The 15,989-nt window shown below is 66.4% G+C and carries 11 protein-coding genes; 1 reads left to right on the plus strand and 10 read right to left on the minus strand.

Translation table 11 applies throughout. The annotated features are described in order from the left end of the window. Positions 1 to 71: 71 nt before the first annotated feature. A complete protein-coding gene (locus ACFU5V_RS17265; RefSeq protein ID WP_012688855.1) occupies positions 72 to 3,578 on the minus strand; it encodes a DNA-directed RNA polymerase subunit beta in 3,507 nt (1,168 codons plus the stop codon). Positions 3,579 to 3,988: 410 nt separating this feature from the next. Between ACFU5V_RS17265 and ACFU5V_RS17270 the strand changes: the two genes are divergently transcribed. After that, a complete protein-coding gene (locus ACFU5V_RS17270; RefSeq protein WP_378700850.1) occupies positions 3,989 to 6,151 on the plus strand; it encodes an MMPL family transporter in 2,163 nt (720 codons plus the stop codon). Between the two features lie 109 nt (positions 6,152 to 6,260). On the opposite strand, the gene ACFU5V_RS17275 is transcribed toward ACFU5V_RS17270, so the two are convergent. The 9 genes from ACFU5V_RS17275 to ACFU5V_RS17315 form a co-directional block, all read right to left on the minus strand. After that, positions 6,261 to 7,106 carry a hypothetical protein gene (locus tag ACFU5V_RS17275; RefSeq protein ID WP_378700852.1) on the minus strand — a complete coding sequence of 282 codons (846 nt, stop codon included), beginning with the start codon at positions 7,104 to 7,106 and terminating at the stop codon, positions 6,261 to 6,263. A 79-nt stretch (positions 7,107 to 7,185) separates the two neighbouring features. Further along, the gene (locus ACFU5V_RS17280) at positions 7,186 to 7,788 is read right to left on the minus strand and encodes a hypothetical protein (protein WP_378439907.1); all 603 of its coding nucleotides are present in this window, start codon (positions 7,786 to 7,788) and stop codon (positions 7,186 to 7,188) included. Between the two features lie 134 nt (positions 7,789 to 7,922). Next, positions 7,923 to 9,170: an MCE family protein gene (locus ACFU5V_RS17285; RefSeq protein WP_160098658.1), complete on the minus strand. Its 1,248-nt coding sequence runs from the start codon at positions 9,168 to 9,170 to the stop codon at positions 7,923 to 7,925. Continuing rightward, on the minus strand, positions 9,167 to 10,450 hold the full coding sequence (locus ACFU5V_RS17290; protein ID WP_219459205.1) for an MCE family protein: 1,284 nt from the start codon (positions 10,448 to 10,450) through the stop codon (positions 9,167 to 9,169). The genes ACFU5V_RS17285 and ACFU5V_RS17290 overlap by 4 nt, the downstream gene beginning before the upstream one ends. Then, entirely contained in the window at positions 10,447 to 11,703 is a 1,257-nt protein-coding gene (locus ACFU5V_RS17295; protein WP_378439906.1) for an MCE family protein, read from the minus strand. Before ACFU5V_RS17295 ends, ACFU5V_RS17290 begins: the two co-directional genes overlap by 4 nt. Continuing rightward, positions 11,703 to 12,698, minus strand: coding sequence for an MCE family protein (locus ACFU5V_RS17300; protein ID WP_378700854.1), 996 nt, complete (start codon positions 12,696 to 12,698; stop codon positions 11,703 to 11,705). The genes ACFU5V_RS17295 and ACFU5V_RS17300 overlap by 1 nt, the downstream gene beginning before the upstream one ends. Beyond that, the gene (locus ACFU5V_RS17305) at positions 12,695 to 13,774 is read right to left on the minus strand and encodes an MCE family protein (protein ID WP_378700856.1); all 1,080 of its coding nucleotides are present in this window, start codon (positions 13,772 to 13,774) and stop codon (positions 12,695 to 12,697) included. Before ACFU5V_RS17305 ends, ACFU5V_RS17300 begins: the two co-directional genes overlap by 4 nt. Further along, positions 13,771 to 15,129 (minus strand): MCE family protein, encoded by a 1,359-nt coding sequence (locus tag ACFU5V_RS17310; protein ID WP_378700859.1) that lies wholly within the window; start codon positions 15,127 to 15,129, stop codon positions 13,771 to 13,773. The genes ACFU5V_RS17305 and ACFU5V_RS17310 overlap by 4 nt, the downstream gene beginning before the upstream one ends. Next, the gene (locus ACFU5V_RS17315) at positions 15,126 to 15,986 is read right to left on the minus strand and encodes an ABC transporter permease (RefSeq protein ID WP_025433123.1); all 861 of its coding nucleotides are present in this window, start codon (positions 15,984 to 15,986) and stop codon (positions 15,126 to 15,128) included. Before ACFU5V_RS17315 ends, ACFU5V_RS17310 begins: the two co-directional genes overlap by 4 nt. Positions 15,987 to 15,989 lie beyond the last annotated feature (3 nt).

Genomic DNA, 15,989 nt, shown 5'->3' on the forward strand with positions numbered 1-15,989 from the left:
ATTCCTGACTGCCAATTCAAATGTGAACTACGCCCCCGGGCCACGGATTTCCGTGACCCGGGGACCGAAAACTAGTTCGCGAGGTCGTCGACCGTCGCCGCCTCGTTCCGGGACAGGTTGATGCCCAGGTTCGCTGCGGCCCGCTCCAGGTCCTCGTCGTCGCCGTCCGCCATCGCGATGGCCGCGCCGTCCGAGGACAGCACCTCCACGTTGAGGCAGAGCGACTGGAGCTCCTTCAAGAGCACCTTGAACGACTCGGGGATACCCGGCTCGGGGATGTTCTCGCCCTTGACGATGGCCTCGTACACCTTGACTCGACCCACCACGTCGTCGGACTTGATGGTGAGCAGTTCCTGCAGCGTGTATGCCGCGCCGTAGGCCTGCATCGCCCAGCACTCCATCTCACCGAAGCGCTGGCCACCGAACTGGGCCTTACCGCCGAGCGGCTGCTGGGTGATCATCGAGTACGGACCGGTCGACCGAGCGTGGATCTTGTCGTCGACCAGGTGGTGCAGCTTGATGATGTACATGTAGCCGACCGAGACCGGGTACGGGAACGGCTCGCCGGAACGGCCGTCGAACAACGTGGCCTTTCCGTCGGACGCGACCATGACCTCGCCGTCGCGGTTCGGCAGCGTCGAACCGAGGAGACCGGTGAGCTCGTCTTCCTTGGCGCCGTCGAACACGGGGGTGGCGATGTTGGAGTCGGAAGGTGCCGACAGCATCTCCTCCGGCAACTGCTCCGCCCAATCGGGCCGGGAGCCGTCGCCGGCGATCTGAACGTTCCAGCCGGTCTTGCCGATCCACCCGAGGTGGGTCTCCAAGATCTGACCGATGTTCATACGACGCGGAACACCGTGGGTGTTCAGGATGATGTCGATCGGCGTGCCGTCGGGCAGGAACGGCATGTCCTCCTGCGGGAGGATCTTGCCGATGACGCCCTTGTTGCCGTGGCGGCCGGCGAGCTTGTCGCCGTCCTGGATCTTGCGCTTCTGTGCCACGTAGACGCGGACCAGCTCGTTGACACCGGGGGGCAGATCGTCGTCGTCGTCGCGCGAGAACACGCGGATGCCGATGACCTTGCCGGTCTCACCGTGGGGAACCTTCAGCGACGTGTCGCGAACCTCGCGGGCCTTCTCACCGAAGATGGCGCGCAGCAGGCGCTCCTCCGGGGTCAGCTCGGTCTCGCCCTTCGGCGTGACCTTTCCGACCAGCACGTCGCCGTCACGAACCTCGGCACCGATACGGATGATGCCGCGCTCGTCGAGATCGGCGAGGACCTCGTCGGAGACGTTCGGGATGTCGCGAGTGATCTCCTCGGCACCGAGCTTGGTGTCGCGGGCATCGATCTCGTGCTCCTCGATGTGGATCGAGGTGAGGACGTCCTCTTCCACGAGGCGCTGCGACAGGATGATCGCGTCCTCGTAGTTGTGGCCTTCCCACGGCATGATCGCGACGAGCAGGTTCTTGCCGAGCGCCATCTCACCGTTCTCGGTGCAGGGGCCGTCGGCGAGGACCTGTCCGGACTCGACACGCTGTCCCTCGTCCACGATCGGACGCTGGTTGGCGCAGGTGCCCTGGTTGGAACGCGCGAACTTGCGCATCCGGTACGTCTTGCGGCTGCCGTCGTCGGCCATGACCGTGACGTAGTCGGCGGAGACCTCTTCGACGACACCGGTCTTCTCGGTGACGATGACGTCGCCCGCGTCGACGGCGGCACGCAACTCCATGCCGGTGCCGACCAGCGGGGCCTCGCTGCGAACGAGCGGCACCGCCTGACGCTGCATGTTCGCGCCCATCAGGGCACGGTTGGCGTCGTCGTGCTCGAGGAACGGGATCATCGCGGTGGCGACGGACACCATCTGCCGCGGCGAGACGTCCATGTAGTCGATCTCGGCGGACGAGACGAACTCGACCTCGCCGCCCTTACGACGGACCAGAATGCGATCGTCGGTGAAGTGACCGTTGGCGTCGACAGCAGAGTTGGCCTGCGCGACGACGTGGCGGTCCTCTTCGTCCGCGGTCAGGTAGTCGACCTGGTCGGTGACCTGGCCGCCCTCGACCTTGCGGTACGGCGTCTCGATGAATCCGAACGGGTTGACCCGTGCGTACACCGACAGCGAACCGATCAGACCGATGTTCGGACCTTCCGGGGTCTCGATCGGGCACATGCGGCCGTAGTGCGACGGGTGAACGTCTCGCACCTCGAGGCCGGCACGTTCACGGGACAGACCACCCGGGCCGAGGGCGGACAGACGACGCTTGTGCGTCAGCCCCGACAGCGGGTTGTTCTGGTCCATGAACTGCGACAGCTGGGACGTTCCGAAGAACTCCTTGATCGCAGCCACGACGGGCCGGATGTTGATCAGCGTCTGCGGCGTGATCGCCTCGACGTCCTGGGTGGTCATGCGCTCACGGACCACGCGCTCCATGCGGGACAGGCCCACGCGGATCTGGTTCTGGATGAGCTCACCGACCGTGCGCAGACGACGGTTGCCGAAGTGGTCGATGTCGTCGACCTCGACGGGCACCGCGACGCCGCCGGGGGCGGTCATCTCGGTGTCACCGGCGTGCAGGCGCACCAGGTACTCGATGGTGGCGACGATGTCTTCCTCGGTGAGGGTCGACGCGACGATCGGCTGCCCGGTGTTCAGGCCCAGCTTCTTGTTGATCTTGTAGCGGCCCACGCGAGCCAGGTCGTAGCGCTTGTCCTTGAAGAACAGGTTCTCCAGGAGCGTCTGGGCGCTCTCCTTGGTCGGCGGCTCGCCCGGACGCAGCTTGCGGTAGATGTCGAGCAGCGCCTCGTCGGTGCCTGCGGTGTTGTCCTTCTCGAGGGTCGCCATGAGGATCTCCGAGAAGCCGAAGCGCTCGGCGATCTGCTCGGTGGTCCAGCCGAGGGCCTTCAGCAGCACGGTGACGGGCTGGCGGCGCTTGCGGTCGATGCGGACGCCGACCGTGTCGCGCTTGTCCACGTCGAACTCGAGCCATGCACCACGGCCCGGGATGACCTTGACGCTGTGCAGGTCCTTCTCGGTGCCCTTGTCGACGGAGTGGTCGAAGTAGACGCCGGGGGAACGCACCAGCTGCGAGACCACGACACGCTCGGTGCCGTTGATGATGAACGTGCCCTTGTCGGTCATCATCGGGAAGTCGCCCATGAAGACCGTCTGGCTCTTGATCTCACCGGTGTTGTTGTTGATGAACTCCGCGGTGACGAACAAAGGCGCCGCGTAGGTCATGTCCTTGTCTTTGCACTCGTCCGTCGAGGCCTTCACCTCGTCGAAGCGCGGGTCCGAGAAGGACAGAGACATCGAGCCCGAGAAATCCTCGATCGGGGAAAGCTCCGCGAGAATGTCCTCGAGACCGCCGGAGATTGCGCTGTCGCCACGAGCGGCGGCGCGTTCGCGCCAGCTCTGCGCACCGATCAACCACTCGAACGAATCGGTTTGTAGATCAAGAAGCCCGGGAACTTCGAGGGGTTCGCGAATCTTTGCGAACGAAACCCTCTTCGGGGCTCCGGGGATTCCGGAAACTGCCTTGGTCTGGCTAGAGACTGCCAAGATGCGTCCTTCCAGCACCTCACGCGGGCCGCTCTTGCTGTTGCGACCGCCGCTGTATCTGCTTCGAATTTCGCTGGTCACAACCCGAACGAAACTCGTCACAGTTGCTGAAGAGTGAATCACTTCGCAGCGGTACGGACGAGAGGTGGACAGGAGGCAGCCAGCGCAACGTCCAAAAGTACACCCAAACTCAGTAGATGTCGAGTCGGGCACCCGAAACAGCACCCAGCCGGGCGCTCGGCCACGCGTCACTGCGCATGTTCACGCATCAGAGTGACGCGTGATCATCGCGGCGTCAAGAGTCTGAGGGCGTGTCGTGTCGTTTCGCGAGGCCCGCGGCCCGTTCCCGGCGCCCCTTTCCAGCCGTCGGCGGGCGGTGAACAATATGCGCACGCGATCGCCGTCGATTTCTCGAGGGAAGCAGAGCCGTGACGCGCTGGAGTTCGTTCGTCGTCGCCCGACCGAAGCTGGTTCTCGCCGCCACCGTGCTGCTGGTGCTGCTCGGCGGAGCGTGGGGTTCGGGGGTGTTCGACCGGCTGAGCCTCGGCGGGTACACCGACCCGGGCAGCGAGTCCGCGCGTGTCGAGCGACTGATCGAGTGGGCGTTCGGCAGGCAGACCCCCGACCTGGCGGTGACCTACCACGCCCGTCCGGGTTCGACGATCGACGACCTCGGCCCCGAAGTGTCCGCCCACCTCGCGCGGATCGACCCCGGCGTGCTCGCCGGCACTCCCCTGTCGTACTGGTCCGCGCCGCCGCAGGCGAAGGAGTTCCTGCGGTCCACGGACGGTACCGAGGGACTCGTGGTGCTGTCGCTGAGCGGCGACGAGAACACCCGGATCTCCGCCTACCACGACCTCCGGCCGCTGCTGGTCATCGACGGCACGGCCGCCGAGTTCAGCGGTTTCAGCGCCGCCGCCAACGCGTTCAACGAGGTGTCCGAGAGCGACCTGCTGCGGGCCGAGGCGGTGTCGTTCCCGATCCTGCTGCTCCTGCTGCTCGTCATCTTCGGTGGCCTCGTCGGCGCGGCGGTACCGCTGTGCGTCGGCGGTCTCGCGATCCTCGGCGCCCTCGGCGCCCTGCGGGTGATCTCGTACTTCACCGAGGTCAGCGCATTCTCGGTGAACATCGCCAGCCTCGTCGGGCTGGGCATGTCGATCGACTACGGACTGTTCGTGGTGACCCGGTTCCGTGAGGAGCTGCGGTCCGGCGCCGGCACCGACGACGCCGTCCGCCGGACGCTCGCCACCGCGGGCCGGACCGTGGGGTTCTCCGCGCTCCTGCTGGTGTGCGGTTTCGTGGGCATGCTGGTGTTTCCCCAGGCGATCGTCCGGTCGTTCGCCTACGGCGGGATGGCGGCCATCGCGATCGCCGCGGTGCTGACGCTGTCGGCGCTGCCCGCCGCCCTCGCGCTGCTCGGGCCCCGCATCAACTCGCTGACCTGGCGACGGGGAGTGGTCGAGCGCGGCGAGGACCGGGCGCACCGATTCTGGGGCGGCGTCGCCGCGCGGGTGATGCAGCGGCCCGTCCCGATCGCGACGGCGATCGTCGCGGCGCTGCTCGTGCTCGCCGCGCCCCTGACAGGCGCGTCGCTCGGCGATCTCGATCACACGGGACTGCCGGTGGGGCACCCGCTGCGGGTCGCCGTCGACGATCTCGCCGCCGATTTTCCGCTCGCCAACAACGGGGCGACGCTCGTGCTGCAGGGCAGCGACGGCAAGGCGCCGCCGCCGGCCGCCACGGCAGAGTTCTTCGCAGCGACGGCCGCGGTCGACGGCGTCCAGCGGGTGGTCCCGGTCGGCGCCACCGACACGTTCGTCGCCATCCGGGCCGTCTTCGACGACGCGGACCGGACCGCGGGGGCGATGGCGACGGCCGCCGCCCTGCGCACCCTCCCCACCCCGGACGGCACCGAGAAGATGCTGGGCGGGTTGAACGCCCTCACCGCCGACGGACTGGACGCGATGGGCGCCCGGTTGCCGTGGATGATCGGGATCATGGTGGCCGTCACCTTCGTGCTGATGCTGCTCGCGTTCCGGTCCGTGGTGCTACCCCTGAAGGCGATCGCGATGGCCACCCTCAGCCTCGCCGCCTCGTTCGGTGTGCTCACGTGGATCTTCGAGGACGGTCACGGGGCCGAGTTCCTCGGGGTGACGCCGGGGCCGCTGCCCGCGACGATGGTGGTCCTCATCATCGCGGTGGTGTTCGGGCTCTCCACCGACTACGAGATCTTCCTGATGTCGCGGATGGTCGAGGCCCACGACGCGGGCGCGTCGACGGAGGAGGCCGTGCGGATCGGCACGGCGCACACCGGGCGCATCGTGACGGCGGCCGCCGCGCTGCTGATCGTCGTCACCGGAGCGTTCACACTCTCGGAACTGACGATGATGCGGTTCATCGGTCTCGGGATGATCGTCGCGCTCGTCATCGACGCCACCGTCATCCGCATGATGCTGGTGCCCGCGCTGGTGAAGTTGATGGGCGAGGCCAACTGGTGGGCGCCGAGATTCCTGGCCCGGAAGCCGGCCAACCCCGGATCGACCGCGGGATCGAAACCGTCACCACAGCAAGGGATCCCCATACAATCCTGAACACGATCCGGTCCGGGGAATCGATTCACTCCGCCGGAGAACCGAATTCAGGCGTCCCGCCCGCTGCGCACTCGAATTCCGTTCCGGTTCAACCCCTTCCGGGTGTCGATCAGCCCTCGCTGTCGGAGATGTCGGACAGCACCCATTTGCCGTCGATCTTCTCCATCTTGATCGACAGCGGGGTGGCGGCACTGCCCTGAGCGACGGCGTCACCGGTGGCGCTGACGTTCATGTGCGCGAGGAGTTCGGCGCGGTCGCCGTCGAGCACCGTGACCCCGATGTCGGTGACGGACGCCTGGGTGGCCGTCTTGGTCTGGATGGCAGCCTGCTTGGTGGTGTCGGCGGTCGAGTCGAACTCTTCCCGCTTGGCGTCGTCGAGGTAGCCGCGCGCCTTGTCGAAGTCCTGATCGATCGTCTCGTAGCTGTAGGTGTACAGCGTCTCGATCGCCTCGGTGCCCGCCTTCGTCACCTCGGCGGTCGCGCCCGCATCGACCCACGCCGTGTTCGAGATGTCCGCCCCGGGTGTGATCGCCGCGACGGCCGCGAACACACCGAGCCCCACCGCCACCGCTCCGAGGATCCCGACGAGCTTCCAGGTGATGCGGCCGGTCCCACCGTCGGTGTCGGTCGCGGTCGCGGCGACGGCGGGCGCCTGCTGCTTGCTCATGCGCGGCTGAAGATTGGCAACCTTCGCCTTGCCCGCCTGCGCGGCCTTCGCCGTCTCGGTGGCGGTGGTAGAGGCCGCCACCGCGGTCGTCTCGGCCTTCTCGGCCGGTTCCACCTTCTTCACCAGATCCGGCTTCTTCACCGTGTCCGGCTTTGTCACCGGTTCCGTCTTGTCGACCGGGGTGTCCGATCGGGGAGGCTTCGACGTTGTCTGACGGGTCCCCGCTACGCGCGGACGCCTGCCCTTTGCAGCGCTGTCCGGCACGTTGTTTCGGCGCTTGGGGGGCATAGTTCACCACTTTCTCATTGCACGACGAGCTGTCGTCGACGTGGACACCGCGGCGACGCGTCGCCGCGGCACATCAGGACTACTGGCCGCTGCCGTCGCCCTCGGGAGCAGGTGCCTGTTCGGCCGGCGCCTGCTCGGCGGGAGCCGGTTCGGTGGGGGCCGGGGCGGGGGCCGCGCCGGCGGCGGGCACCGGACCGCTCTCGAGCGGGATACGACCGCCCACCGGTTCGACCGACGAGGCCTTCCAGACCCCGTCCACGTCCTGGACGTCCATCCGCATCGTCACCTTGGCCTTGTCGAAGCGGTCCGGCCAGGTGGTGGTGACGGCCACGACGACCAGAGCCTTCGCGGTGCCGTCGTCCGTGTTCAGTTCCGTGAGGGTGCCCTGGATCAGTTCGGCCTTGCTCGCCGCACCCGATTGACGCATCTGGTCGGTGAACCCGTCCATCGTCGCCTGGAGGTCCTGGTTCATCTTGTCGCCCGTGATCGACGACTTCATATTCTCGAACGATCCGTCGAGGTCCGCGGAATCGACCGAGTTGAGGTTGATCGCGGCCTGCTGGGCGCCCGTCAACGCGGAATCGCGTGCGTCGGCGATCGGCTTGTCCACGAAGAGCGCTCGCGCCCACCCGAAGCCGAACCATCCGGCTGCGACAACCGCGATCACCACCAGTGCGGTCACCGCAGCAAACGAGGCCTTCAGAGTTCTGTCCTTCCCCGGAGCCGGTTGTCCCGACTCCGGGGGCGTGGTAATTCGCGTCACACCAATACCCTACTGATTGTTTTCTTCAACTCGCCCTCGGCTGGAACCGAATGCTACTTGGGAGTAACCCCGAGGAGCGGCGCGAGCTGCGTTGCGATGGGATTCAAGTTGAGAGTGTCAGGCATGACCTTCGGCTTGAAATCCCACGGCTGGATCGTGTCCGGATCGGCGAACACGATGCGGTCTGCACTTCGCACACCCGTCACGCTTCCCTGGGGAGCGTCGCAGTTGGCCTTCGTGTTGAACGGGAAGTCCTGCTGGGTGTCGTCGAAGTTCGGGTCCTGCCGCTTCATCTCGGCCAGGATCTCCTGCGTCCCTTCGTAACCGAGTGTGCACGACGGCGGATTGTTGGTTTCCAGGACGATGCCCTGATGCACCGTGCCGTCGCCGGGGGCCACGGTCGACGCGGACGCCGCGATGGCGGGCAGGAACATCAGGATCGGCCGCAGCGCGATCGCCTGCGGAGCCAGCTTGTCACCGACCGCGGCGAGATTCGTCAGGTCGGTGGTGAGACTCGGACCGATCTGGTTCACCAGCAGACCGACCTCGTCGCTCGCCGGAATTCCCTTGTCGATGATCGCCCGGAGATCGGGGTCGCTGGTCCGCAGCTGCGCCGCGACCGCGTCGAGGTCGGAGCTGAACTGGACGATCGCGGACGACTGATCGGACTGCGTCGCGAGCACCGTCTGGCTGTCCCGGACGAGTGCCAGTGTCTGAGGCAGAACGTCGAGTCCGTCCTTCGTCAGCGTCGAGAGCGAATCCGCGAGCGTCTGCAGATCCTCACCCTTGCCGTTGAACGCCGTTCCCAGCTGGGTGACGACGGTGCGCAGCGAATCGACCGGAACCGACCGGACCAGACCGTCGGTGGCCATCAGCACCTGCTCGACCGGGACGGGTGTCGACGTGTCGGCCTCGACGATCACCGAGCCGTTTTCGAGGTACGGTCCCTGGTCGCTGTCGGGCTGAAGGTCCACGTACTGCTCACCGATCGCGGACCGGTTGGCGACGACGGCCTTGGCCGACGCCGGGATGTCCGGCCCGCCCGAGGAGATCTTCAACTGGACGTTGATGCCGTCCGCGGTCAGCGACAGGTCGCCGACGCGGCCGACGGGAACTCCGCGGTACGTGACCTCGGCGTTGGTGAAGATGCCGCCGGAGTCCTTGAACTGCGCGTTCACGTCGAACTCACCGAACCCGAGCAGGTTGTCGAGGCGGACGTACTTGGCGCCGACATAGACCAGCCCGAGCATCGCCACGATGGCGAACGCGACGAGCTGGATCCTGACCAGTCGTGACCTCACTGTCCACCCCCGATTCCGAACTGCTCCAGCAGTCCCCCGAGCGGGTTCTGCGGCGGCGGCGCCGCCCCGTCCGATGTGCCGTTACCGGCGGGCGCGGCGCCGGGGAGACCCGGAATCCGCAGGCCTGTCGGGGCGGGGACGATCGGCGGAATCGGCAGCAAGGACACCGTCGGCCACCCCGGCTTCGGGCCGTTGCCGTTGTAGTACGGGTTGGACGGGTCGACGATCGGCTTGGGCTCACCGAACTTCGGCGGCACGTACACCGGGTTGCCCTGTCCGACGCCGAGTGCGCTCAGCGCATCGCCGATCTGCAGGTCGACCGAGAGGAACAGGTTGACCGACCCGCCGAGTGCGATCTTCTCGACGCCGTCCGGGAACGGGACGGTCGGGATGAACGCGAGCGAATTGGGCAGGTTGTCGCCCGAATCGGCGAGTGCCTTCAGGGTCGGCCGCAGCGCGAGGAGATCCGCGATCAGGTTGTCCTTCGACCTGTTGATCACGTCGGTGCCGACGGTGCCGAGCCGGTCCAGTTGCGTGAGCATCTGGGTGAGCTGCGGGCGCTGCTCGTTGAGCACCTCCGCCGCGATCGGCAATTCGTCGAGGATCAGTCCGATCTTCTCGTTCTGTTCGTCCACCCGCGTGGTCAGCGCGTCGAGACCGTCCAGGGCGCGGGTGATGTCGTCGCGCTGCTGGTTGAGACCGTCGATGAGTGTGTTCGTCTGCTCCAGAAGACTCCGGACCCGATCCTCACGCCCGTCGAGGGCGGTGGTGAGTTCGTGCACGATCGGCTGCAACTGGCCGACGCCGCCGCCGTTGAGCAGCAGCGACAGCGCGCCGAGAACCTGCTCGATCTCCGTGGCGTGGCGGGTGCGATCCAGGGGGATCGTGTCGCCGTCCTCGAGCCGCGCGGGATCCTTGTCCTCCGGCGGCTCGGACAGCTGCACGAACTTCTCACCGAGCAGGTTCGTCTGCTCGATGGCGGCGACCGCGTTGGCGGCGAGATCGACGGACGAGTCGAGGACGACCTCCACGTCCGCCGTCCAGCCGTCCGGTGCCACCTTGATCGTTTCGACCCGCCCCACCGGGACGCCGTCGACCTTGACCGCGGATTGCGGGACGAGGTCGAGGACGTCGTCGAACTGGATCGTCAGATGCATGGGGTTGTCACCGACATCGGGACCGCCCGGCAGCGGGACCCCGTAGATTCCCTCCGACGAGCAGGACGTCACTGCGATGGCGACGGCGCACGCACCGGCGCCGAGGATTACCGACCGCTTCATTCGCCCTCACCACCCGTTGCGCCTTCGAATCGCGGCGACACGACACCCGGCACCGTGCCGGGAGTGACCGTCCGCTGAATGTTGTCCGCACTCATGATCCCGAACGGAAGCACGAGCGACGGAGTCTTCGCCGACTGCGTGATCTGCGACGTGATGTTGGTGCAGTTGTCGATCAGCGGCTGCATCTGACGTCCGAGTTGCTCGAATCGGGGATCGCCGGGAACCAGCTTGCCGAGGTCGATCAACTTGCAGGCGACTCCGGCCGGATCCTGCAGATCCGTGAATGTCAGGCGCGAGGCCAGGTTTCCGGATTCCGCGTCGTAGGAGTTGGCCAGGTTGCTGATAGCCAGCGGCAGCAGCGTCAGCGAGTTGACGAGCGACTCCCGGTTGTCCGCGAGGGTCTGCGTCACCGGCACCAGATCGTCCACGTTCTCGGCAAGGATCTCCCGGTTGTCGGCCACGAACTTCGAGACGTCGCCGAGGGCGATCGCCAGCTGGTTCAGGGCGGCGCCGAGGTTCTCCCGCTCCCCCGCCAGGAATCCGGACAGGTCGGAGAGCTGCGAGTTGAAGTCGCGGACCTGCTGATCGTTGGCCGCGAGCGCACCCACGAAGACCTGCAGGTTCTTGACGGTGTCGAAGAGGTCGCCGCGACTCTCGTTGAGCGTGCGGGCAGCGTCGGAAAGCTGGGTGATGCTCTGCCCCAGCGCCTCACCGTTGCCGTCGAGGTTGGCGGCGCCGGTCTCGACGAACTGCGACAGCGCGCCGTCCTTGTTCGCCCCGTTCGGGCCGAGTGCAGTGGAGAGCTCCTCGATGCTCGCGTACAACTGGTCGACCTCCACGGGGGTCGCGGTGCGGTCCCGTGAGATCACCGCGCCGCTCTCCATCTTCTCGCCGCCCGTGAAGGCCGGCGCGAGCTGGATGTAGCGGTCGGACACCACCGACGGCGTGACCTGCGCGGCCTTCGCGTCGGCGGGAATGTCGACGCCGCGATCGACGCGCATGTCGACCTTCACCTGATCGCCCAGCGGCTCCACGCCGTCGACCGATCCGACCTTCACACCGAGGACCCGCACATCCGAGCCTTCGTAGATGCCCACCGATTTGTCGAAGTACGCGGTGATCTTCGTGGTGCCCGCCCGGGTGAACACCCACCACAGGGCGCCGGCGATCACCAGCGCGACGATGACGATTCCCGCGATGAGGGCGATTCCGCCGCGTCCTCCGCGGTCGGCTCCGTTGTCGACGTCTGCCATCAGTTACCCCCCAACGTTCGGACGGGATCGCGCGGACCGGGAATGTCGGGCAGCCCCGGCGGCAGGAGGTTCACCACGACCTGGTCGAACCAGCGACCGTTGCCGACCACGTTCGTGTACAGGCGGACGAACGGCTCGTACAGTTTCATCGCCTTGTCCAGGTTCTCGTTGTTGGCCTTCAGGATTTCGACGACGCCGTCGAGCTGTTCGAGCGCGGGACCGATCGCGGCCTCGTTGTCACGCACGAGTCCGGTCAATTGCTGCGACAGCCTCTGAGTTCCGGTGAGCAGCTGGGAAATCGACTGCTGACGGCTGTTGAGCTCGCCGAGCAGCAGACCGGCGTCGCTGATCAACCGGTTGAATTCGGCGTTGCGGTCGGCGAGGACCTTGGTGGTCTTGCCGGTCGCGTCGAACAGTTTCTGCAGTTCCTGATCGCGGCTCGCGATGGTCTGCGACAGCCTGCTGACACCGTCCAGGGACGCGCGGATCTCCGTGGGTGTCCCCTCGAACGCCTGCGACAGCGTCACCATGCTCTGTGCGAGCTGATCGGAGTCGATGTCACCCACCGTCTGCGCGGCGGCCGAGAACGCCTCGATCACGTCGTACGGAGACGTGGTGCGGTCCAACGGGATCACGTCGCTCGGGTTCAACGTGTCCGAGCCGCGGGGGTCGAGCGCCAGGTACTTCTGGCCCAGGATCGTCTTGATCTGGATGGACGCGGACGTCTCGTTGCCGACCCACGCATCGGACACCTTGAAGGCGACGTCCACACGGTCGCCGTCGAGTTCGACGGACGTGACCTTGCCGACCTTGACACCCGCGATGCGGACCTCGTTGTCGGGTTTGAGCCCCGCCGCCTCGGTGAACTGGGCGTGATAGGTCGACCCGGCGCCGATGAACGGCAACGAATCGAGGAAGAAAGCCGACAGGGTGGCCAGAAGCACCACGAGAATGCCGAGGGCACCAGCCACTGCCGGGCTGCGACGTCTGCTCATCGTGTCTGCAACTCCTGTAGGCCGTCCTGCGTGCACCGTTTCGCCGAGTTCGTATAGATCGGCTGGTTGACGGTGGGCAAGCCCGTGGGCAGGTTCAGTTGGGGCGCGGTACCTGGTCCTGCGACGATGTCGACTCCACAGAGGTAGAACTGGAACCAGGATCCGTAACTGGCTGCCCGGCCGAGCTTCTCGAGCTTCACCGGAAGCGTCTGGAGAACGCTGTTGACCGTGTCGGAGTTACGGTTCAACGTCGTCGCCAGCGTGTTCAGCGACGTGATGGATTCCTGGATGGACGGTCGGGTGGGTTCGAGCAGATCGGCCGTCGCGTCGGTGAGTCCCGCGAGGGACGTCACCGCCGAGCCGACGGTTCCCCGCTCGTTCGCGAGACCCGTGACGAGTTGCTGGGTGTTGACGATCAGCGAATCGAGTTGATCGTCACGCTGATTCACCGTGGCGAGCACGTCGTTGAGGTTGTTGATCACCGCACCGATCACGCGATCCTTGTCGGCGACCGTGTTGGTGAGGCTTGCCGTGTTCTTGACGAGTTCCGTGATGGTTCCCGACTCGCCCTGGAACACCTGGATGATCTGGTACGACAGCTTGTTCACGTCTTCGGCGCTGAGGGTCTGGAACAGCGGCCGGAAGCCGTCGAACAGGGTGGTGAGGTTGACGGCAGGCTTGGTCCGCTCGATCGGAATGGTGTCGCCTCCGTTCATCTTCATCCCCTGCTGGCCCTCGCCCTGTTCGAGCGCGATGTAGCGCTGCCCCACGAGGTTCCGGAAGCGGATGGTCGCGGTGGTGCTGGCGGGCAGCCAGTCCCGTTCCGCCACGGTGAACTGGACCTCCGCCTCACGGTCGTCGTGGATAGCGATCTTCTCGACCTGCCCCACGCGCACACCGGCGATGCGGACCTCGTCGCCCTCGTTGAGCGAGGTGACGTCCGAGAAGATCGCGTTGAACTTGGTGCCACCGCCGCCGCCGAGGTTGGCGATGGTGGCGGCCAGCAGACCGGTCGCCAGGATGGTGACCACGGCGAACACGATCAGCTTGACCAATGGTGCGGTCAGTCCCCTCACTTGAAGCTCACCTCAGTCCCCCTCATGGTCGGCGCGCCGACGAGTGTCGTCCAGCTCGGCACGTCCTCCGGTGCCATTCCCCCGGCCTCGCCGTAGACGACGTCCAACGTGTCCTGTTCCATCGTCGAACCCGCGTAGCTTGCGGGCGTGACCTGGGCTCCGTATCCAGGGACCTGATCGGGGACGCCGGCGGGCGCCGGGAAGAAGTCGATGGTCGACGGGCCGGGATTCCTCGAAGGCACCTGGTAGGCGCCGTCGTTGTAGGACGAGCCGCCCGGGTACTGCGGGAACTTCCCACCGGGAGCGGTGACGTCGTCGTAGCAAGCCGGTCCGCGGTTGTCGAGCAGGCGCGGCTCGTCCTGGTTGGGCACGTAGCGACCCTTCGGGTTGACGAACTGCACGCTGGCGCGCACACCCGGGTGCGGATCGTCCGGTGCCAGCAGTTCACGAGCAACGGGGGCGGACTTCGCGAAGCCCGCGAACGTGCACTCGAAGCTCGGCGAGTAGCGGCCGAGAATCTGCAGTGCCTCACGCGAATCGGCGGCGATACTGACGATCGATTCGGCGTTGGTCTGCAGGAGATCCGCGGTGCTCGACGCGGTTGCGGTCAGCGACACGAGCAGCGTGGAGATCTCATTCTGCTTCTCCACCACGGTGTTTCCGGTGGTCCGCAGGCTGTCGAGGGCGTTGACCAGATCGGGCGCCGCCTCGGAATACGTCTGCGAGAAGTCCGCAAGGCCCCGCAGATCCTCCTGGATAGCGGGAAGTTCGGTGTTCAGCCCGCCGAAGATCTCCTCGAGCCGGTCGAGCGTCAGCCCGAGTTCGGCACCGCGGCCGCTCAGCCCCTGCGACAGCGCGCCGAGCGTGTTCGCCAGGTCCTGCGGCGGAATCGCCTGCAGGAGCGGTAGCAGACCGTCCAGCACCTCGCCGACCTCGACGGCGTTGCCGCTCTTGTCCTGACGCAGCGTGTCACCGGCCTGGATCGGCGGAGCCGTGTCGCCCTCCGGAACGATCAGCGACACGTAGCGTTCACCGAACAGCGTCTTGGGCAGCAGTCGCGCCGTCGCGTTGGACGGGATCAGCGGTGCCTTGTCCGGCTGGATCGCGAGAGCGAGAGTGACCTCGCCCTCCTGGGGGGTCGCCGAACGCACTTCTCCGACGATGAGACCACGGACCTTCACGTCCGCGTTGGGGGGCAGGGCATTTCCGGCACTGTCGGTGAGGAGGTCGATCTTGACGACCTTGGTGAAGGTCTTGTTGAACATGCCGATGGTGAAGGCCAGGAACAACGCGAGGACGAGGAAGAACACCAGCCCCAGCACCCGTCGTCCCACAACAGATGTCGTGTTGGTCATCCGGCCACCCTCACTGTGGTCGTCGTGCCCCAGATGGCGAGGCTGAGGAAGAAGTCGAGAACGGCGATGGTGACGATCGCGGTGCGGACCGCCCGGCCCACGGCCACACCCACACCGGCGGGACCACCCGACGCGTGATAGCCGTAGTAGCAATGGATCAAGATCAGCACGAACGCGAAGATCAGCACTTTCGCGAACGAGTAGAGCACGTCCTGCGGTGGCAGGAACAGGTTGAAGTAGTGGTCGTACGACCCGGTCGACTGGCCGTTGAACACCGTACTGATGATGCGGGAGGCGAGATAGGCCGCGAGCAGACCGACGATGTACAGCGGGATGACGGCGACGAATCCCGCGATCATGCGGGTGGTGACGAGGAACGGCACACTCGGCACCGCCATGACCTCCAGTGCGTCGATCTCCTCCGAGATCCGCATGGCGCCGAGCTGCGCGGTGAAACCACAGCCGACGGTGGCCGAGAGCGCGAGTGCCGCAACGATCGGCGCGATCTCACGGGTGTTGACGTAGGCGGACAGGAAGCCGGTGAGGACCGAGCTGCCCAGCTGTTCGAGCGCGGCGAAACCCTGCAGTCCGACGACGACGCCGGTGAAGCCGGACATCATCGCGATGACGCCGATGGTGCCGCCGATGACGGCGAGCGCGCCGCTGCCGAAGGTGACCTCGGCCAGCAGCCGGAGCACCTCCTTGCGGTAGTGCACGAGAGTGTGGGGTGACCAGGCGATTGCCCTGGCGTAGAACGACATCTGCTCGCCGGCCCGGTCGAGCACGTTGAGCGGCGCACGACCGACCCGGCGTGCTGCCATCAGGGTCCGGTCACCGCGTCCCTTGGCGATTGTCATCGG

Source organism: Rhodococcus sp. NPDC057529 (assembly GCF_042802055.1).
Classification (GTDB): domain Bacteria; phylum Actinomycetota; class Actinomycetes; order Mycobacteriales; family Mycobacteriaceae; genus Rhodococcus_F.